Here is a 19,426-nt window from a genome sequence, read left to right as displayed (position 1 = left end):
TTAAGTACGTGAGCACCGGATGCGGAGAAACCCATCGTTTGCAGGCCGGCCTCACCTGAATATCAATACACCTTAGCGCGGTTCCCGCATCATGCTTAGATACGTCGGATCGAACTCGGCGATCTCCTGCAGCCGGTGCCAGTCCAAAATGGTCACCGTGTGGTTTGCCCAGCTGACGACGCCTACCTTGCGCAAGGCGCCGATAACCCGATTCATGTGCACCACCGACAGGCCAAGCACGTCGGCCATCTCTGCTTGCGAGAGCGGCAGGTGAAAGCTCATGCCGTTGGTCCGCTGCACCACCTGCAGCCGCACGAAAAGCTCACAGACCAGATGCGCCAGATGCGAGGTCTTGGACCGCCGTCCCATGGCGACGATCCATTCGCGATGAATGGCGCCGTCGACCAGCGTGTCCAGCCACAACAGCCGGGTGAGATGCGGCGCCTGCTCGGTGATGGTGCGAAGCCGGCCATGATCGGCGAACATAACATGGCAGGGCGACAGAGCGACGATGCCGTGATCCATGGTCTTCAGCAGGAAGGCGTGGAGATCGACAAAGTCGCCGGGCACCTGCAATGAGGTGAACTGCCGGCCGCCATTCTCCAGCACCTTGTAGCGCGCCGCCAGCCCATCGAGGACCAGCGTCGAATAGGTCGGCCGCGATCCCGATGCGACAATGTCCTGGCCGACGGCGAAATGCCGTTCAAACGTCATGGCGCCGGCCAGCAGCGCCTTTTCGGCGTCCGACAGCGCATCGTGCTGGCCGAGGTTCAGGTAAAGGGATTCTAGCACCGCGATCTCCGGCGAAAGGGCTTCCGGGGCCGACCCCCAAGTGTTTCTGTCGGAAGCAAGGCGGCTTTGCATGAACTAGGCCCTTGGCTGCTCATGGGCATTAACATTTGTTGGACCCGCTTGTTCCACGGCAAATGCCACCATTGGTGGAACAACTGCCCGGTCCGCGAATTGTCGGTTGAATATCTCGCCATTTCAACAGCCTGAGGTCCGGCCCACTATGCCTCGATACTATCTCGACCTCTACAATGGCGACGGTCTGACGGTCGATGATGACGGCCAGGTCTTCGAAACCCGCGAACGCATGCGGCGCGAAGCGATCCGCATCCTGCCCGACATCGTCCGCGATGAGATCATCGAAAACGACCACACCGCGATCACCGTCAAGGTACGCGACGAGGACGGGCGCCAGATCTTCGAGGCGTCGCTGGTCGTCTCGTCAGGCTGGTGCGACTGACGGCCCTCCCCGGCATCGGTGGCAAAAGTTTTCCGACCATCATTTGTAATCGCCGCCTTCGCCGCGACGCTGCACCATGCGGGGCGGAAGAGGCGGCGTTCCGAACCGCCAGCTCTGCGTGATGGAGGTAGGAGCACATGGTCCGTGCAAAAGTCGACACCCAGCGTGACGAGCGCGCCAAACGTGAATCGCAGATCGTGATCGATGCCGAGCGGGCGGCCCGCGAGGCAAAGACAGCCAGATTGAGAGAGCTGCGCCTTGCCGCGCAGTCAGCGCAGGCGCCTGATCCGACGAGGCACAGCCCGGCACGCCGGGGTGCGCCTTCGAAAGGTTGATTGCCCCAAAAGCGCCGGGCAACATCGCCGTAGATAAACGCGATCTTCCCTTAGCAGAGTGAAAGCCCGGCTGGGAGGGCCAGGCCGGGCTTTCTGTGGCGATCGATATTGAATTGGCCACCACGACGGGAGGTGGCCTCAGAAATCAAGCGGCGTAGCCGCCATAGCCGCGCGCGACGGCGCGCGCCACGATCACCGGCTCGATCTCGGGCCAGAGAATGCCGGTGGCTTTCGCGAAGTCGACGAGCGCATGGCGCGCCTCATCCCTGGTGATGCAACCTTCCAGCGCCAGATCACACGCCTCGACGGCGTGGCGATAGAGCGGACCACGGCGCGACGTCGTCCAGTTGGTCAGGAAATCGTGCATCTCGGCCAGCGAGGCGATCTCGCGCTTGAAGCCGAGGCCGACGGTCAGCGCCACCGGCGAATGAAACAGCTTGTCGTACATGAAACGGCTCCTGATTATGGCAGCGCCAGGAGAAATATCCGGGCTGGTCCACGGACGGGACGCCGTGAAACGCGCGGCAGCGCGGGAGGTTCCAGATGAACGCTTTTATTCCTTCGCGCCGCTTGCCCGTGGGGCTACATCAGATGCCCGGTCCACCAGCCAAGGCTGCCGCTGACGCGGATCAGCAGCATGCCGAAGTGATGGACGCCGACTTCGGTATTTGGCCATCCTTGAAATTTGTCTTCATTGAATGGAGTGGCGAAGGTGCTCACGAACAGCTATCGACGAGACTGATGAGCGAATTTCAGCCGTGGAAAATTTCGGGGTTTTGCCCCATTTGCCAGAAGAACACAGAGTTCCTGGCGAAGGGCGCCTGGCTTCGCCAGGAACTGGTGTGTACATCGTGCCCTAAAGGGTCGATCCCCAGGGAGCGGGCGCTGGCGCTGATCCTCAATGAGCTGAGACCCGGCTGGCGCAACTTGCACATCCATGAGTCATCGCCCGAAGTCAGAGGCATATCTCCGGTGATGAAGCGGGACGCGCGATACTACATCGCTTCTCAATACTTCCCGGACCAGCCATTCGGGTCAATGCACAAGGGAGTTCGCAATGAAAGCCTCGAAAGCCTGACTTTTGAAGATTGCTGCTTTGACATCACGGTGACGCTCGACGTGATGGAGCACGTATATCATCCGGACAAGGTCATTCCGGAGATTTTCAGAACGATAAAACCCGGCGGAACTTACATCTGTACCTTTCCGGTCCGGAAATCTCAAACCAACGCATGGGAGCGCAGGTTCGTTCAGCATGCGGATGGGACGAGAGAGCATTTGAAAGCGCCGGAAATCCACGGAAATCCGGTCAGCAGCGACGGTTCCATCGTGACTGTCGATTACGGCTACGATCTCCACCTGGCCATCGCGGAGTGGGCACCATTTGACGTTCGCGTGTATCGCTTCGCTGATCGCACACACGGTATCCTTGGTGAATACACGGACCTGATTGTCTGCACCAAGCCGGCTTCAGCCGCCGGAAACAGGACAGCCGTCGAACCTACACGGCCAGCAACGGGGCTTGGTCGCTGGCTTGCCCTTCCTCGCTTTATCAAACGGGCTCGCTCACGTGGCCGCTGATGACCACCAAGCGATTTTAGTGATTTAGATGAAACTGGCGGAGAGAGCGGGATTCGAACCCGCGTTACGGTCTCCCGTAAACACACTTTCCAGGCGTGCGCCTTCAACCACTCGGCCACCTCTCCGTCTTTGCCTTCGCGCGGCCGGTTTCGCCGCGCGGGTTGGGGAGATGCATCTCCTTTGGGGCCGCGGCGCGGAATGTCCGCACCATGGACGCCGCCCAACCAGCGGACATCCTTCCCCGGCACCTGAGCCGTCGAAGCAACAGGCGCGGGGCTCATCTAGTCGATCCCGCGCCGAATGCCAAGCCATAACGGTGCTCTATTCGCTTTGCCGGCCACATGGTGTTTCCTGGGGTCGCCGCCGCAGCCGTTTCCGGGGTGCCCGCACCCCGAATGATGTGCACAGGCAAGGCAGCAGGACCCGCCATGCTTGACTTCGCCGCCAGCCGGCTGTCGAGTGAAACAGAGGCTTTGCGGGGGCATCGTCCTGACATGACGTCAAGCAGCGAACAACCGGCCAGTGGAATCCCAAGTGGTGGACAGGCGCCAGTGGGGCGCCCGGGCGGCGACATGTTCTATGTCCCGGTCGGCTGGCTCATCTTCGTGATGGCGTGGTCGGTCTATGGCCTGGCGTCGGCCTGGTGGCTGGTCGGCAATTCCGGCGTGCCGGACAAGATCCTCTATTTCCTGCTTGGCGGGCTCGTCGCCAATGTCATCATCATCCTGTGGGGGCTTTACCTGCTCGGCCTCGCCTTTGGCCGCTCGGGGCGCTTCCCCCACCATTTCACCATCTGGCAGATGACCCTCATCGTCTGGGTGCTGGCAAGGCAGGCCTATGTGCTCACCGTGCCGGAATTCGTCTTCTCCGCCAGGAGCCTGGGCATCACCGCCATCGAGATCGGCGTCGGCCTGCTTTGCATCTACCTGCTGCGCGGCGGCTCCGGCGCCGAGACCGTCTACGCCAAACCGGAAACCGAGGCGCCGCCGGTCCTGGTTTCCATTGCCGCGGCCTTGCTCGGCATCGTCCTCGGCGCCGCCATCGGCGCCGTGGGCGGCTTCTTCGCCGGTTCGGTGATCGCCGATGTCGCCGAGGTAAGCTGTTTCGAGGGCGGCTGCGGCTATTTCGCTGCCTTCTTCGGCCTCGGCGGGCTGGTGGTCGGCGCCATTGTCGGTGGCATTCTTGCCGTCTGGCTCGTTCACCGGCGCAGGCGCAAGCCGGTGGCATAAAGAGAGGAAGCCCTTCAAATTCGTGTATCGCGGTTGCGGGCAAGCCATGCGCACTCTATTTCTCGCTGGTGCCGGAGATCCCGTCCAGGATCGGCCGGGGGGAGAGCTTGATGTTTCGCTTCATTTTTCGTCTTGCCGCCATGGTGGCGCTGTCGGTTTCCGTCATCATGGCGGTGCTCGACACGACGCGCACGGTGGCGGCTTCGGCGCTTGTGCTGACCCCGCTCAACGCCAGCTGGCTGGCCGTCTCGCCGGACACGCGGGCGGCCTTCGAAACCTTCGTCCGCGCCAAGGCCAGTCCGCTGCTGTGGGACGGCGCCATCGCCTGGGTGCTCAACCAGCCGGGCTTTGCCGTGTTCGCGGTGCTGGCCTTCCTGCTCTACGCCATCGGCTACCGCCGCCAGCGGCGCACGGGCCAATTCGCCGCCAACTGATCGATTTTCTTGCATCCTGACGGGAAGGAAGGCCGCGCATGTTCTTTCTCAGTGACATGCTGAACAAGAAGCTCAATCTGCCGAAGCCGTCCGAGGCTTTGCCGGGTCGCGCCAAGGCGATCGCAACAACGTCCAGGCACCATGTCCTGAAACGGCCGCTGAAAGGCCCCTACCCCGAGGGGCTGGAGACGGCGATGTCCGGGCTCGGCTGCTTCTGGGGCGCCGAGCGGTTGTTCTGGCAAATCGAAGGCGTCTGGGTCACGGCCGTCGGCTATGCCGGCGGCATCACGCCCAATCCGACCTATCAGGAAACCTGCACGGGACTGACCGGCCATGCCGAAGTGGTGCTGGTCGTCTTCGACCCCAAGACGGTCTCCTATACCGAGCTTCTGCGGCTGTTCTGGGAAAGCCATGACCCGACGCAAGGCATGCGCCAGGGCAATGATGTCGGCACCACCTACCGCTCCGCGATCTACACATCAAGCGAGCGGCAATTCCAGGCGGCGAACGCCGCGCGCGACGCCTATCAGGCCCAGCTGCGTGGTGCCGGCCACGGCAAGATCACCACCGAGATCGCGCCGACGCCCGCCTTCTACTTCGCCGAGGCCGATCACCAGCAATATCTGGCCAAGAACCCCTACGGCTATTGCAACCTCAAGGGCACCGGCATCGCCTGCGCCATGCTGGCCGCCACCGCTTGATGGCTCACGCGCAAGGATCGGACTGCCGAGCGGCCTGCCCGTGGCACGCTTTTCCAAAAGGTCAAAATTCCGCGTGAATTTTGTTTCGGGCCGTGCCAGATTGCCCAGGAGCGGGAGGGGAATACACTCCTGGCTGACGTCGCGTGGCTGCCGGTGAACCGGGCAGGCAGGCGGTGCGTAACGGAAAAAATAACCGACAGGGTGTGGATCACATGAAACGTATCGTTCTCGGCCTCCTGGCCGCAACCGCAATGGTTCTTCCGGCTTTCGCCGCGGATGTCCAGCCGGCCATTCTTTATGATCTGGGCGGCAAGTTCGACAAATCCTTCAACGAGGCTGCCTTCCATGGCGCCGAGAAATTCAAGACCGAGACCGGCACGCCCTATGTCGAGTTCGAAGTGTCCAACGCCTCGCAGCGCGAGCAGGCGCTGCGCCGCTTCGCCGAGGACGGCCACAACCCGATCGTCATGGCCGGCTTTGCCTGGGAGGATGCGCTGAAGAAGGTCGCGGCCGAATATCCCGATCTCAAATTCGCCATCATCGACGACGCCGTCGACTTGCCCAATGTCCGCTCGCTGGTGTTCAAGGAGAACGAAGGCTCCTATCTCGTCGGCATCATGGCGGCGATGGCATCGAAGTCGAAGAAGGTCTCCTTCATCGGCGGCATGGACATCCCGCTGATCCGCAAGTTCGAATGCGGCTATGTCGGCGGCGCCAAGTCGGCCGGCGCGACCGACGTCATCCAGAACATGACCGGCGATACGCCGGCTGCCTGGAACGATCCGGCCAAGGGCGGCGAAATCGCCAAGACGCAGATCGATCAGGGCTCCGACGTGGTCTACGCCGCGGCCGGCGGCACCGGCGTCGGCGTGCTGCAGGCGGCGGCTGATGCCGGCAAGCTCGGCATCGGCGTCGATTCCAACCAGAACGGCCTGCAGCCCGGCAAGGTTCTGACCTCGATGATGAAGCGCGTCGACGTGGCCGTCTACACCGCCTTCATGGACGGCAAGAACGGCACCTTCAAGGGCGGCCTCGAGAATCTCGGCCTCAAGGAAGGCGGCGTCGACTACGCCATGGACGACAACAACAAGGCGCTGGTCACCCCCGAGATGAAGGCTGCGGTTGAGAAGGCCAAGGCGGACATCATCGCCGGCAAGATCCAGGTGCACGACTATACGGCCGACAACGCCTGCCCGTATTGATCGGCGGCGCCATACAGCCATGATCTGCAACCGCCGGACGCAAGTCCGGCGGTTTTGCGTCGGCCCTACAATTTCCCGACGAGATAGCCCAGGGCAAAGACCGCGATCAGCGCGATGGCGATGACAGTGCCGCGCCGGCCACCGAGCGAATGCACGCCAACGCCGTACGGTGACCGGGACAGGCTTCGGATCACCGGGCGCGGCCTGGCATCATAGCCACCCAGCCCAACGCTGCGCATCTGCGGCAACTCCGCGATACGCTGAGTGACCAGTTCCCAGTGATTTTCGGGCCGGCCACCCCCTTTTTCGGCACGGTCGAACATATGCATGCGTTCGGCAAGCTGCAGCACGGCGTCGCGGAAGGCGGGGTCGATTTCCAGATCGCGCTCGGCCCGTTCGCGCTCCGCGTCATTCATCAGGCCAAGCACATAGTCACCGGCCCTTGCGATGCGGTCGCTCATGATTCGCGCCCTCCCCTATTCCTCACCAGTGCGGCGGCTTGGTCACTGGCACATCGGGTGCCGACTGCTCCTCCAGCGCCAGGAAGCGGTCGGTCAGCGCATCGAGCTTGCGCTGCATGCGCTCGATCAGCGTCCACTGCTCGGCGATCTGGCCTGACAGCTCCTCGATGGTGTTTTCCTGCTCGGCGGCGCGGATTTCCAGCGTCGTCAGCCGGTCGACGGGCGTGATCATTCGCAATCCCTGATCTTGCACCCCGATGCCTTGCACCGTGATGCGAATTTCGACGTCGTCATATTAGCGAATATGAAGCCTGCGGACACGTTGGAAATTGACAAGCACACCGGGATTTGCCGAGAGTGAACGCTGCTACGCCAATTGGCACGGGCGGAGCGTCATGCTAGGCGTTTTGACCAAGCGATAAAAAAATAAGAGTGGGACTGGCTGCATGGCGCAAGCCGCAATCGAACTGATCGGCATCAACAAGAGTTTTGGCGCGGTGCGCGCCAACCGCGACATCAATCTGGAGATCGCGCGTGGCACCATCCACGGCATTGTCGGCGAAAACGGCGCCGGCAAGTCGACGCTGATGTCGATTCTCTACGGTTTCTACCAGGCAGACAGCGGCGAAATCCGTGTCGGCGGCAAGCCGGCATCGATCAAGACGCCCAACGACGCGATCGCGCTCGGCATCGGCATGGTGCACCAGCATTTCATGCTGGTCGACAATTTCACGGTGCTGGAAAACATCATCCTCGGCGCCGAAAGCGACGCGCTGCTGAAGCGCAGCATCGCCAAGGCGCGGTCCGAACTGGAGCGGCTGGAGCGCGAATACGGTCTCGAGGTCGATCCCGATGCGATCATCGAGGAATTGCCGGTCGGCCTGCAGCAACGCGTCGAAATCCTCAAGGCGCTCTATCGCGGCGCCGAAATCCTGATCCTCGACGAGCCGACGGGCGTGCTCACACCGGCCGAGGCCGACCATCTCTTCCGCATCCTCAAGCAGTTGAAGGAGCAGGGAAAGACGGTGGTGCTGATCACCCACAAGCTGCGCGAAATCATGGCCATCACCGACACCGTGTCGGTGATGCGGCAGGGCACGATGGTGGCGACCCGGGAAACGAAGAAGACCACCGTCGAGGAACTGGCCGAATTGATGGTGGGGCGCCGCGTGCTGCTCCGGGTCGAGAAGGGTGAAGCCGAAGCCGGCGCCATCAAGCTCGCGGTCAAGAACCTGACGGTCAAGGATTCGCGTGGCGTCACCATGGTCGACGACATCTCCTTCGACATCAGGGCCGGCGAGATCGTCGGCATTGCCGGTGTTGCCGGCAACGGACAATCCGAGCTGCTCGAAGCGATTTCCGGCATCAGGCGCGCCGTTTCCGGTTCGGTCATGCTCGACGGCAAGCCGATCGACCTGACGGGTGCCGCCGATCCCGGCGAATTGCGCGATCGCGGGCTCGCCCATGTGCCGGAGGACCGCCATCATGTCGGGCTGGTGCTGGCCTTCGAGGAGAACGAGAATTCCATCCTCGGCTATCACGACGACCCCCGTTATCTCAAAGGTCCGTTCCTCAACGTCGACGCCATCATGGCCGACGCCAAGGACAAGATCGAGAAATACGACATTCGCCCCGGCAATCCGCGCTTGAAGACCGCCAATTTCTCCGGCGGCAACCAGCAGAAGATCGTGCTCGCGCGTGAAATGGAACAGGACCCCGGCGTGCTGATCGTCGGCCAGCCAACGCGCGGCGTCGATGTCGGCGCCATCGAATTCATCCACAAGCGCCTGATCGCCATGCGCGACCAGGGCAAGGCCGTGCTGGTGGTATCGGTCGAGCTCGACGAGATCCGTTCGCTCTCCGACCGCATCCTGGTGATGTTTGCCGGCCGCATCGTCGGCGAGCGTGGCCCGGAGGCGACCGAGGGCGAGCTTGGCCTGCTGATGGCAGGTGTCGAGCGCCAGGAGGCTGCGGAATGAGCACGCCTTACGCCAAACTGCCGGCCTGGGCCGATTATGGGCTGATCCCGCTGATCAACCTGTCCGTGGCCTTCATCGTCGCCGGCTTCGTCGTGCTGCTGGTCGGCGAAAACCCGTTCCGCGCCGCCGTCATCCTGGTCGAGGGCGCCTTCGGTAAGGGAACCGGCATCGCCTTCACCCTGTTCTATGCCACCACCTTCATCTTCACCGGACTTTCGGTGGCGGTGGCGGCGCATTGTGGCCTGTTCAACATCGGCACCGAGGGGCAGGCCTATATCGCCGGGCTGGGCATCGCCATCGTCTGCCTGTCCTTCGACAGCGTGCTGCCCTGGTGGCTGACATTTCCGCTGGCCATCGTCGCTTCGACGGTGGTGGGCGCGTTGTGGGCGCTCATCCCCGCCTATCTGCAGGCCAGGCGCGGCTCGCACATCGTCATCACCACCATCATGTTCAACTTCATTGCCGCCTCGATCATGGTCTACCTGCTGGTGGGGCCATTGAAGCCGGCGGCCTCGCAAGCGCCGCAGACGCGCAACTTCCTTGCCGGCGCGGAATTGCCGAAGCTCAACTGGATCATCGAACTGTTCGGCGCCAAGATCCGTTCGGCGCCACTCAACATCACCTTCCTGCTGGCGCTGCTCATGGCCTTCCTGGTCTGGCTGCTGATCTGGCGCACCAAGCTCGGCTACGAGATGCGCACCTATGGCCACAGCCCCAAGGCGGCGCGCTATGCCGGCATTTCGGAAACCCGCATCATCATCACCGCGATGATGATCTCCGGCGCGCTGGCCGGCATGATGGCGCTCAATCCGGTGATGGGCGACCAGCACAATGTCGCGCTCGATTTCGTTTCCGGCGCCGGCTTCGTCGGCATTGCCGTGGCGCTGATGGGCCGCCTGCACCCGGTCGGCATCGTGCTGGCGGCGATACTGTTCGGCATGCTCTATCAAGGCGGCGCCGAACTTGCCTTCGAGATGCCGGCGATCAGCCGCGACATGATCGTCATCATCCAGGGCTTGGTGATCCTGTTCGCCGGCGCGCTGGAACACATGTTCAGGCCCTACATCCAGGCGCTGTTCGCCTCGTTCAGTCCGCGATCGGTCGGTATGGAAGCGGTCAAGGGAAAGGGCGCCTGAGATGGATGTCTTCATCGCCATCGTGCAGATACTGGACTCCACCATCCGCTTGTCGGTACCGCTGCTGCTCGCTTGTCTCGCCGGCCTTTATTCGGAACGCGCGGGCGTCTTCGACATCGGGCTCGAGGGCAAGATGCTGGTTGGCGCCTTCGCGGGGGCGGCCGCTGCGTCGGTCTTCCATTCGGCCCTTCTCGGCCTCGGTATGGCCATCCTGGTCTCGGTCGCCTTCGCGCTGATCCACGGCTTTGCCTCGATCACCCATCGCGGCAACCAGATCGTTTCCGGCGTGGCGATCAACTTCATCGCCGCCGGCTCGACCGTCATGCTCGGCCAGGCCTGGTTTCAGCAAGGCGGGCGCACGCCGGCGCTGCAGCCGGGCGAGCGGTTCGAGGCGATTGTCTGGCCCGGCGCCGATGCAATCAGGGACGTGCCGATCATCGGGTCGATCTACGCGGAGCTGATCTCCGGCCACTCGATACTGGTCTACATCGCCTTCCTGATGGTGCCGTTCACCTGGTGGGTGCTGTTTCGCACCCGCTTCGGTCTCAGATTGCGCGCCGTCGGCGAGAATCCGGCCGCTGTCGACACCGCCGGCATTTCGGTGGCATGGCTGCGCTACCGGGCGCTGATCTGCACCGGCATCCTGACCGGCGTCGCCGGCGCCTATCTGTCGATGGTGCAGAATGGCGGCTTCGTGAAGGACATGACCGCCGGCAAGGGCTATATCGCGCTGGCCGCACTGATCTTCGCCAAATGGAAGCCGGTCAACGCCATGTTCGCCTGCCTGCTGTTCGGCTTCCTCGATGCGGCGGCAATCCGCTTGCAGGGCTCGCCGCTGCCGATCATCGGCAAGGTGCCGGTGCAGTTCATGCAGGCGCTGCCCTATATCCTCACCGTCATCCTGCTCGCCGGTTTTATCGGCAAGGCGATCCCGCCGCGCGCCGGCGGCGTGCCCTACGTCAAGGAACGCTGAGGTCACGGCTCGGCACGGCAAGCGCCGGGTTTTGGACACGATCATCGGAGAGAACAACTGAATGTCGCATGATCTGTTCGAAGCGGCCAAGACCGCCATGGCCAAGGCCTATGCGCCCTATTCGAAATTTCCCGTGGGTGCCGCCTTGCGCACCGAGGACGGACGCGTCTTCACCGGCGCCAACATCGAGGTCGCCTCCTATCCGGAGGGCTGGTGCGCCGAGACGACCGCGCTTGGCCATTACATCATGGGTGGCGGCGGCAAGATCGTCGAAATCGCCGTCCTTGCCGAACGCATGGCCAAATGCTCGCCTTGCGGCGGCTGCCGCCAACGACTGGCCGAATTCTGCCGACCGGAAACCAAACTCTATCTCTGTGACAATACCGGAGTCGCCGAGACCGTGACCTTGGGCGACATGCTGCCCTACGGCTTCCGCGGCGATATCCTCAAATGAAGTGCGGGCTCAAATGAAGTGGTGGCTGCGATGACTGAAAAGGCGGTGGACCATCTGATCGAAAGGCTGGACGGCCTGGCGCCGTCGACAGCACTGGTGCTGGGGTCGGGCCTAGGCGTCCTTGTCGACCGGATCGAGCACCCGATCCGCGTCCCCTATGCCGACCTGCCGGGCTTTCCCAAAAGCGGCGTCAGCGGTCATGCCGGTGAAGTGGTGGCGGGGCTGTTTGCCGGCGTGCCGGTGCTGATGCTGTCCGGCCGCGCCCATTACTATGAGCACGGCGATGCCGCCGCGATGCGACCGGTGCTGGAAGTGCTCGCCGGCGTCGGCATCACCAAACTGATCCTCACCAATGCCGCCGGTTCGGTCGATCCGGACATGCCGCCGGGCTCGGTCATGCTGATCACCGACCACATCAATTTCTCGGGCAGCAATCCGTTGATCGGCGAGCCGAGCGACCGCCGCTTCGTCGGCCTCACCGAGGCCTATGATGCCGGCATCCGCAAGGCCATCGAAGGCGCGGCGAAGGCGACCGGCACCGCGCTGCACAAGGGCGTCTATATGTGGTTTTCCGGCCCCTGTTTCGAAACGCCGGCCGAAATCCGCATGGCACGAATCATGGGTGCAAACGCCGTCGGCATGTCGACCGTACCGGAGGTCATTCTCGCCCGCTTCCTTGGCCTGCGCGTCGCCGCCTGCTCGGTCATCACCAATCTGGCGGCCGGCATGACCGGAGCCGAGCTTTCGCATCAGGAAACCAAGGACATGGCGCCGGTCGGCGGGTCGCGGCTGGCAACGGTCCTGCACAGAGTGTTCCGCGACGGGCTGCTGGAGAGCTGATGCTTCCGCAGGAAATCATCCGCCACAAGCGAGACGGCCAGAGGCTGTCTGCTGGTGAAATCACCGCCTTCATCGACGGCGTGACCTCGGGCGCCGTCAGCGATGGCCAGGTCGCGGCTTTCGCCATGGCGGTGTTCTTGAACGGCATGAACCGCGACGAGGCCGTGGCGCTGACGCTGGCCATGCGCGATTCCGGCGACGTGCTCGACTGGTCTGACCTGCCCGGCCCCGTCACCGACAAGCATTCGACGGGCGGTGTCGGCGACAATGTCTCACTGATGCTGGCGCCGATCGTCGCTGCCTGCGGCGCCTATGTGCCGATGATCTCGGGCCGTGGCCTTGGCCATACCGGCGGCACGCTGGACAAGATGGATGCGATCCCCGGCTACACCAGCCAGCCGGATATCGCGCTGTTTCGCAAGGCGGTGCTGGAAACAGGTTGCGCCATCATCGGCCAGACTGCCGATCTGGCACCGGCAGACCGCCGGCTCTACGCGATCCGCGACGTCACCGGCACGGTGGAGTCGGTGCCGCTGATCACCGCCTCGATCCTGTCGAAGAAGCTGGCCGCCGGACTGGGCTCGCTGGTGCTCGACGTCAAGGTCGGCAACGGCGCTTTCATGGAAAAGTCGCGCGACGCCACCGCGCTTGCCAACAGCCTTGTCGAGGTCGCCAGCGGTGCCGGTTTGAAGGTCTCGGCGCTGATCACCGGCATGAGTGAGCCGCTGGCATCGGCCGCCGGCAATGCCGTCGAGGTGCGCAATGCCGTCGATTTCCTGACTGGCCGTCTGCGCGACCGGCGCCTGGAGGATGTGACCCTGGCGCTGGCCGCCGAAATGCTGCAGTCGGCGGGGCTGGTGTCATCCAATCAGGATGGCATGCGGCGCGCCACCGAGACGCTGACCAGCGGCCGCGCCGCCGCCACCTTCGCCCGTATGGTTGCCGTGCTCGGCGGCCCCGCAGATTTCATCGAAAGGCCGGAAAAATATCTTCCCCTGGCGCCAACGGAATTCGTGGTCAGGGCGACGACCAACGGTTTCGTCACTGGCATCGCCACCCGCGACATCGGCCTTGTGGTGGTCGGCCTCGGCGGCGGACGCACAAGGCCTGACGACAAGATCGACCCCAGCGTCGGAATCACCAGGCTGCTGCCCATAGGCGTGGAGGTCAGGGCTGGCGAGCCGCTGGCGCTGGTCCATGCCCGTTCACAATCCGATGCCGATATTGCCGGCGCCGCCGTGTTTTCGGCCTATACCGTTGGCTCTTCGAAGCCAGCCGCCGACAAGTCGGTTATCCGAAGGATTCTTTCGCGCAGCTGATCAGATTGAGGTCGCTGCTACTGCACCAGCAGTAGCGTGCCGTTCTCGGCCTGGTATTTGCCGAGCCGATTGAGAAAACTCATGCCGATCAGATTGGTCTGCAGCGCCTTGTCGTCGAGCACTATGGCTTGCACGTTGTCGACGCTGATGCTGCCGATCTGAAGGCGATCAATCGCCACCACCGCCGCCTTGATCGTGCCGTTGGCAGTGCTGACCTCGTGGCTGAAATCGGACGGATTGAGCGACAGCCCAATCCTGCGCGCCGTCGACGTATTGACCGCGACCAGTGTCGCGCCGGTGTCGATCATGCCGTCGACCTGACGGCCGTTGAGTTTGAAGGTCGATGAGAAATGCCCACGTGCGTCCGCCGCGACAACGACCTTGCGGCCGGTCGGCAGTGGCGCCACCGGCTTGTTGGGCACAGACGCCAGGTTGACCTCTGGTGGCGTCTCGACCTCGGGCTTGGCCGTCACCGCCGACTTCAGCAGCTTTTCGAACATCTGCGGATTCGACTGGTAGACAACCGGGATCGATGCCGATGCACCGGCAAAGACGCTGAGGATGAGAAGCTTGCGCAGCATGGATCGGCCTCGCCGCATGACCCCGAAAATCGGGATCGATTTTTCGGAAAGGATCATGCGCAAAAAACAAAGTGCTACAGCGTCCTTTTGCGCGTCCGAATGGACGCGCGGCGCTGTAGTGAGAGCCGATTCATTAGCGCTGGATGGTGTTTGCCGCTTTAACGGGCGCTAAAACCGCGCCGTTGCGTAAACATTCGGTAAATCGTGCCAGGCAACTTTGCCTGGTACTACTTGGTTCCATACATGCGGTCGCCGGCGTCGCCGAGGCCGGGCATGATGTAGCCCTTCTCGTTGAGCTGGCGGTCTATGGACGCGGTGAAGACCGGGACATCCGGATGCGCCTTGGTGAAGCGCTCTATGCCTTCGGGCGCCGCCAGCAGGCACAGGAAACGGATGTTGGTGGCGCCGCGCTGCTTCAGCTTGTCGATCGCCGCGATCGCCGAATTGGCGGTCGCCAGCATCGGGTCGACGACGATCACCAGCCGGTCCGCGAGGTCGCTTGGCGCCTTGAAGAAATACTCGACCGCCTCCAGCGTCTCATGGTCACGGTAGAGACCGACATGGGCGACGCGTGCCGCCGGCACCAGGTCGAGTAGACCCTCGAGCAAGCCGTTGCCGGCGCGCAGCACCGAAGCAAACACCAGCTTCTTGCCCTCCAGCGTCGGCGCTTCCATGGTCTCCATCGGCGTCTCGATCGTCGTCGTCGTCAGTTCGAGATTGCGGGTGACCTCGTAGCCGAGCAGCAATGATATCTCGCGCAGCAGCCGCCGGAAGCCGGCCGTGGAAGTCTCCTTCTTGCGCATGATGGTCAGCTTGTGCTGGACAAGCGGGTGGTCGACGACGGTGACGCCCTTCATGATGTTCTCCTGATGCATGCGTGTCGCCCGAAACCGCGCGCATGAATCCCCGGGGATATGTCGCGCTTCAAGCTGCCTGGGCGAACCCTAACGACAATGGACCGGCCAAGGAACCGCTTGACCGCCATCGACCACAGCTTTGTCGGAAGAAATCAGCGTGCCGTGCCGTTCAGCCGGGCGAGAAGTGCGGCTTTGGTCTTCCGGTCGACGAAGGCGGCTTCGATGGCGGTTCTGGTGACGGCTGCCAGCGCCTTCTCGTTCATCGCAAAATGCTCCGCTGCAATATCGTATTCGCGCTTCAGCGACGTCCAGAAATAGGGCGGATCGTCGGAGTTCAGCGTCACCTTGCAGCCGGCCGCCTGCAGCGCCGGAAACGGATGGTCGGCAAAACTGTCGAACACGTTGAGCGCGATGTTGGAGCCGGGGCAGCATTCCAGCACGATGCCCTCGTCGGCGATACGCCGGACAAGGTCCGGGTTTTCGATGGCCCGCACGCCGTGCCCGATACGCGAAGGCTTGATATGGTCGAGCGCCGCCTGCACCGTCTCCCAGCCGGTCAGTTCGCCAGCGTGGACGGTGATGCCAAGCCCGGCTTCGCGGGCGATCTCGAAAGCCCGGACATAGTCCTCCATCTCGCCCATCCGCTCGTCGCCGGCAACGCCGAAGCCGGTGACCAGCGGATGCCCGCAGCGCGCCGCGAAGCGCGCTGCCTGTTCGATCGACTCGACGCCGACATGGCGCACGCCGGTGACGATCATGCGGCCCTCTATGCCGGTCTTCGCCTTGGCGCGGAGCATGCCTTCCCCGAGCGCGTCGGTATAGGCCTTGGGCGACAGCCCGGCCTTCGTCGCATGGTCCGGCGAGGTGAAGACCTCGGAATAGATCGCCCCGTCTCGGGCCAGGCTGGTCAGATAATGGTCGGCCAGCCGCGCATAATCCTCTTCGGTGCGGAACAGATCGGCGGAAAAGTCGTAAGCCGCGAGAAAAGACGTAAAATCGTGCCAGACAAACGAGCCGTTCTGGATATAGGGCGAAGTGTCCTTGCCGTATTTCTGCGCCTGGCGGATAACGAGTTCTGGCGCCGCTGCCCCTTCAATGTGGCAGTGCAGTTCCGCTTTCAAAGGCATTCAAACATCCCGTCGGTCAGTCCAGGTCTTGAAAACCCACCACCTGGAAGCGCGGCTGAACACCGCGCCTTAAACAATAGCGCCCACAGCATCGATCGGCTATGGTCCCGCCGGTTTTATGACGGATCAAAAAAATGTCAGTTGAGAGAACCACGGCCGCGGGCGGCATGGAAACCTCCTATGGTTTCAAGCGTGTAGGGGAAGGCGAGAAGCAGTCCCTGGTCAACGATGTTTTCCACAAGGTCGCCAACCGCTACGACCTGATGAACGACCTGATGTCGGCCGGCCTGCACCGGCTGTGGAAGGATGCCATGGTGACATGGCTCAATCCGCCGAAACGGGCGGGCTGGAAGGTCCTGGATGTGGCCGGCGGCACCGGCGACATCGCCTTCCGCATCGTCGATGCCAGCCATGGCAATGTTCATGCCACGGTGCTCGACATCAACGGCTCGATGCTCAGTGTCGGCCGTGACCGGGCCGAAAAGAAAGGCCTGTCCGGCAACACCGATTTCGTCGAGGCCAATGCCGAGGAACTGCCCTTCGCCGACGCCACCTTCGACGCCTACACCATCGCTTTCGGCATCCGCAACGTGCCGCGCATCGATGTCGCGCTCAGCGAAGCATTCCGCGTGCTGAAGCCCGGCGGCCGGTTCCTGTGCCTCGAATTTTCCGAGGTCGAGATGCCGCTGCTCGACAAGGCCTATGAAGCCTGGTCGTTCAACGCCATCCCGAAGATTGGCAAGATGGTCACCGGCGACGGCGAGCCCTATTCCTACCTGGTCGAGTCCATCGCGAAATTCCCCAACCAGCAGAACTTCGCCGCGATGATTTCCCGCGCCGGCTTCGACCGCGTTTCCTTCCGCAACTATTCCGGCGGTATTGCCGCGCTGCATTCGGGCTGGAAGCTTTGAGGCTGGCCCGCATTTCCCATCCTCGCTATAGCTCGTGCCGGCCGCAAGGCTCGGCCTGGGTGCAGCCATGAGCAGCGTCGGCGCCGGTTTCAGGCTCGCACGGGCCGGCTGGGTGCTGGTGCGCGAGGGCGTCATCGCCGCGCTGCCGGGCGAGGAACTGTCCGGCCTGCCGAAATTCGGCTGGCGTTTGGCGCGGCTGTTCACCCGCCGCCGCGCGCTGGCTTATGAGCGCAGCGACCGGCTGGCCAAGGCGGTGGTCCGGCTCGGCCCGTCCTATGTCAAGCTCGGCCAGTTCCTGGCGACAAGGCCCGACGTCGTCGGCAACGACATGGCGCTCGATCTCGCCATGCTGCAGGACAAGATGCACACCTTTCCGAAGACCGAGGCGGTGGCGGCCATCGAGGCCTCGCTCGGGCGCAAGGTGGGCGATCTCTACGCCGAGTTCGGCGATCCCGTCGCGGCAGCCTCGATCGCCCAGGTCCATGCCGCCGAAACCATCCATGACGGCGTTGCCACCAAGGTCGCGGTGAAGGTGATCCGGCCCGGCGTGCGCCGCCGCTTCTTCCATGATCTCGAGAGCTATTTCCTCGCCGCCCGCCTGCAGGAGAAATATATCCCCTCGTCGCGCCGGTTGCGGCCTGTCGAGGTGACAGAGACGTTGGCGCAGACCACCAAGATCGAGATGGACCTGCGCCTCGAGGCCGCGGCCCTGTCGGAGCTTGGCGAGAACACCAGGGACGATCCAGGCTTTCGCGTGCCTTACGTCGACTGGGAACGCACGGGCCGCGACGTGCTGACCATGGAATGGGTCGACGGCGTCAAGATGAACAACATCGCGGGCCTCGAAGCCGCCGGCCACGACCTGAAGGCGATCGCCGCCAATCTCATCCAGTCGTTCCTGCGCCATACTTTGCGCGACGGCTTCTTCCATGCCGACATGCATCCCGGCAATCTGTTCGTCGAGGCCAACGGCACCATCGTCGCCGTCGATCTCGGCATTGCTGGCAGGCTAGGCAAGAAGGAGCGCCGCTTCCTCGCCGAAATCCTCTACGGTTTCATCAGGCGCGATTATCTGCGTGTTGCCGAAGTGCATTTCGAGGCCGGCTACGTGCCGCGTCAGCACAATGTCGCGGCGTTCGCGCAAGCGATCCGCGCCATCGGCGAGCCGATCCACGGCCAGCCGGCAGAGACCATTTCCATGGCCAAGCTGCTGACGCTGCTGTTCGAAGTGACCGAGCTCTTCGACATGGCGACAAGGCCGGAATTGATCCTGCTGCAAAAGACCATGGTGGTGGTCGAAGGCGTGGCGCGCACGCTCGATCCGGCCTTCAACATGTGGAAGACGGCCGAGCCGGTGGTCGGCGGCTGGATTGCCGGCAACCTTGGCCCGCGTGGCATGATGATCGATGCGCGCGACGGCGCCAAGGCGCTGCTGACGCTGGCCCGCCAGATACCCGAACTTGCCGCGCGCACCGACCGGCTGTCGCGCGAAATCGACCTGATGGCCGAGCACGGGCTGCGCTTCGACGAGACCACCGCCCGCGCCATAGGCAAGGCTGAGGCGCGCTACAGCCGCTCCGGCCGCGCGGCGCTGTGGGTGATCGCGCTGACGCTGATCTATATTGCGTGGAAAATCTTGTGATTGCCGGATAGTGGAGCGGGTAGCGATAGGGTTATCTTGGCGGTATGGACACGTTGCCAGTCGTAGAGGTGAAGCCAATCTATGGCTACGGGTGGCTCATTGCAGGTGAGTTCCGTCCCGAGGTGCCGGCTGCTTTTACGATGAAACTTGAGCGCTCGGAGCCAAAGCTTTGGGCCGGGATTGTGCTGACCGAGGGCCACGAGTTTGAGGGGCGCCGCGTTACGCTAACGCAACGCCATCTAGAGTGGTCAGGTTACGTCAACATTGTGCTTGAAGCCAACCCACCAACGAGCGGTTCCGGGAAATTGGTGGGTCTTCCGATCCGAGAAGACTGATTCCGAATTGCCAAAATAGGCTCGCTGGCGATCGCCGATCGCGCTTGCTCGTCAGTGATTGCATTGCTATCATCGCCATC

General features: G+C 63.0%; 22 protein-coding genes and 1 tRNA gene. 15 read left to right on the top strand and 8 right to left on the bottom strand.

Annotated elements, in window-relative coordinates:
- Window positions 1–72 precede the first annotated feature (72 nt).
- On the bottom strand, window positions 73–792 hold the full coding sequence (locus HGP13_RS09295; protein WP_172224277.1) for a Crp/Fnr family transcriptional regulator: 720 nt from the start codon (window positions 790–792) through the stop codon (window positions 73–75).
- Between the two features lie 220 nt (window positions 793–1,012).
- On the opposite strand from HGP13_RS09295, the gene HGP13_RS09290 reads away from it, so the two are divergent.
- Window positions 1,013–1,249 carry a hypothetical protein gene (locus HGP13_RS09290; RefSeq protein ID WP_172224274.1) on the top strand — a complete coding sequence of 79 codons (237 nt, stop codon included), beginning with the start codon at window positions 1,013–1,015 and terminating at the stop codon, window positions 1,247–1,249.
- 137 nt (window positions 1,250–1,386) lie between these two features.
- Entirely contained in the window at window positions 1,387–1,584 is a 198-nt protein-coding gene (locus HGP13_RS09285) for a hypothetical protein (protein WP_172224271.1), read from the top strand.
- A 145-nt stretch (window positions 1,585–1,729) separates the two neighbouring features.
- Here the strand turns inward: HGP13_RS09285 and HGP13_RS09280 are convergent, their stop codons facing one another.
- A complete protein-coding gene (locus HGP13_RS09280) occupies window positions 1,730–2,032 on the bottom strand; it encodes a DUF982 domain-containing protein (protein ID WP_172224268.1) in 303 nt (100 codons plus the stop codon).
- A gap of 95 nt (window positions 2,033–2,127) precedes the next feature.
- Here HGP13_RS09280 and HGP13_RS09275 point away from each other — a divergent pair, with 95 nt between their 5' ends.
- Window positions 2,128–3,165, top strand: coding sequence for a methyltransferase domain-containing protein (locus HGP13_RS09275; protein ID WP_210266348.1), 1,038 nt, complete (start codon window positions 2,128–2,130; stop codon window positions 3,163–3,165).
- A 35-nt stretch (window positions 3,166–3,200) separates the two neighbouring features.
- Here HGP13_RS09275 and HGP13_RS09270 read toward each other — a convergent pair.
- Window positions 3,201–3,290, bottom strand: a tRNA-Ser gene (locus tag HGP13_RS09270).
- Between the two features lie 447 nt (window positions 3,291–3,737).
- Between HGP13_RS09270 and HGP13_RS09265 the strand changes: the two genes are divergently transcribed.
- The 4 genes from HGP13_RS09265 (at window position 3,738) to HGP13_RS09250 (ending at window position 6,731) form a co-directional block, all read left to right on the top strand.
- Window positions 3,738–4,394, top strand: coding sequence for a hypothetical protein (locus HGP13_RS09265; protein ID WP_246707319.1), 657 nt, complete (start codon window positions 3,738–3,740; stop codon window positions 4,392–4,394).
- Between the two features lie 110 nt (window positions 4,395–4,504).
- Window positions 4,505–4,828, top strand: a complete 324-nt coding sequence (locus tag HGP13_RS09260) for a hypothetical protein (protein WP_172224260.1) — start codon at window positions 4,505–4,507, stop codon at window positions 4,826–4,828.
- 38 nt (window positions 4,829–4,866) lie between these two features.
- A complete protein-coding gene (gene msrA / locus HGP13_RS09255) occupies window positions 4,867–5,529 on the top strand; it encodes a peptide-methionine (S)-S-oxide reductase MsrA (RefSeq protein WP_172224257.1) in 663 nt (220 codons plus the stop codon).
- 212 nt (window positions 5,530–5,741) lie between these two features.
- Entirely contained in the window at window positions 5,742–6,731 is a 990-nt protein-coding gene (locus HGP13_RS09250) for a BMP family ABC transporter substrate-binding protein (protein WP_172224255.1), read from the top strand.
- Window positions 6,732–6,796: 65 nt separating this feature from the next.
- On the opposite strand, the gene HGP13_RS09245 is transcribed toward HGP13_RS09250, so the two are convergent.
- A complete protein-coding gene (locus HGP13_RS09245; RefSeq protein ID WP_172224252.1) occupies window positions 6,797–7,192 on the bottom strand; it encodes a hypothetical protein in 396 nt (131 codons plus the stop codon).
- Window positions 7,193–7,214: 22 nt separating this feature from the next.
- Window positions 7,215–7,421, bottom strand: a complete 207-nt coding sequence (locus HGP13_RS09240; protein ID WP_172234654.1) for a SlyX family protein — start codon at window positions 7,419–7,421, stop codon at window positions 7,215–7,217.
- 217 nt (window positions 7,422–7,638) lie between these two features.
- On the opposite strand from HGP13_RS09240, the gene HGP13_RS09235 reads away from it, so the two are divergent.
- From HGP13_RS09235 to deoA, 6 genes are all read left to right on the top strand, one after another.
- Complete coding sequence (locus HGP13_RS09235; RefSeq protein ID WP_172224250.1) at window positions 7,639–9,171, top strand: ABC transporter ATP-binding protein; 1,533 nt, start codon at window positions 7,639–7,641, stop codon at window positions 9,169–9,171.
- The gene (locus HGP13_RS09230; RefSeq protein ID WP_172224247.1) at window positions 9,168–10,307 is read left to right on the top strand and encodes an ABC transporter permease; all 1,140 of its coding nucleotides are present in this window, start codon (window positions 9,168–9,170) and stop codon (window positions 10,305–10,307) included. Before HGP13_RS09235 ends, HGP13_RS09230 begins: the two co-directional genes overlap by 4 nt.
- A 1-nt stretch (window position 10,308) precedes the next feature.
- The gene (locus HGP13_RS09225; RefSeq protein WP_172224244.1) at window positions 10,309–11,280 is read left to right on the top strand and encodes an ABC transporter permease; all 972 of its coding nucleotides are present in this window, start codon (window positions 10,309–10,311) and stop codon (window positions 11,278–11,280) included.
- Window positions 11,281–11,341: 61 nt separating this feature from the next.
- Window positions 11,342–11,734 carry a cytidine deaminase gene (gene cdd / locus HGP13_RS09220; RefSeq protein WP_172224240.1) on the top strand — a complete coding sequence of 131 codons (393 nt, stop codon included), beginning with the start codon at window positions 11,342–11,344 and terminating at the stop codon, window positions 11,732–11,734.
- A 30-nt stretch (window positions 11,735–11,764) separates the two neighbouring features.
- Complete coding sequence (locus tag HGP13_RS09215) at window positions 11,765–12,574, top strand: purine-nucleoside phosphorylase (protein ID WP_172224238.1); 810 nt, start codon at window positions 11,765–11,767, stop codon at window positions 12,572–12,574.
- On the top strand, window positions 12,574–13,893 hold the full coding sequence (deoA, locus tag HGP13_RS09210; RefSeq protein WP_172224236.1) for a thymidine phosphorylase: 1,320 nt from the start codon (window positions 12,574–12,576) through the stop codon (window positions 13,891–13,893). The genes HGP13_RS09215 and deoA overlap by 1 nt, the downstream gene beginning before the upstream one ends.
- A 17-nt stretch (window positions 13,894–13,910) precedes the next feature.
- On the opposite strand, the gene HGP13_RS09205 is transcribed toward deoA, so the two are convergent.
- From HGP13_RS09205 to HGP13_RS09195, 3 genes are all read right to left on the bottom strand, one after another.
- Window positions 13,911–14,474, bottom strand: coding sequence for a TIGR02281 family clan AA aspartic protease (locus HGP13_RS09205; protein ID WP_172224233.1), 564 nt, complete (start codon window positions 14,472–14,474; stop codon window positions 13,911–13,913).
- 227 nt (window positions 14,475–14,701) lie between these two features.
- Complete coding sequence (gene upp, locus HGP13_RS09200) at window positions 14,702–15,331, bottom strand: uracil phosphoribosyltransferase (protein WP_172234653.1); 630 nt, start codon at window positions 15,329–15,331, stop codon at window positions 14,702–14,704.
- Window positions 15,332–15,483: 152 nt separating this feature from the next.
- Window positions 15,484–16,458, bottom strand: a complete 975-nt coding sequence (locus HGP13_RS09195; RefSeq protein WP_172224229.1) for an adenosine deaminase — start codon at window positions 16,456–16,458, stop codon at window positions 15,484–15,486.
- A 134-nt stretch (window positions 16,459–16,592) separates the two neighbouring features.
- On the opposite strand from HGP13_RS09195, the gene ubiE reads away from it, so the two are divergent.
- Together ubiE and ubiB are read left to right on the top strand one after the other, a co-directional pair.
- Entirely contained in the window at window positions 16,593–17,369 is a 777-nt protein-coding gene (gene ubiE / locus HGP13_RS09190; RefSeq protein WP_172224225.1) for a bifunctional demethylmenaquinone methyltransferase/2-methoxy-6-polyprenyl-1,4-benzoquinol methylase UbiE, read from the top strand.
- Between the two features lie 67 nt (window positions 17,370–17,436).
- Window positions 17,437–19,011: a 2-polyprenylphenol 6-hydroxylase gene (ubiB, locus tag HGP13_RS09185; protein WP_172224222.1), complete on the top strand. Its 1,575-nt coding sequence runs from the start codon at window positions 17,437–17,439 to the stop codon at window positions 19,009–19,011.
- The last annotated feature ends 415 nt before the right edge of the window (window positions 19,012–19,426 follow it).

This window comes from Mesorhizobium sp. NZP2077 (assembly GCF_013170805.1).
Classification (GTDB): domain Bacteria; phylum Pseudomonadota; class Alphaproteobacteria; order Rhizobiales; family Rhizobiaceae; genus Mesorhizobium.
Note: the sequence above shows the minus strand (reverse complement) of the source record. Positions and strands in the feature narration are given on the sequence as shown.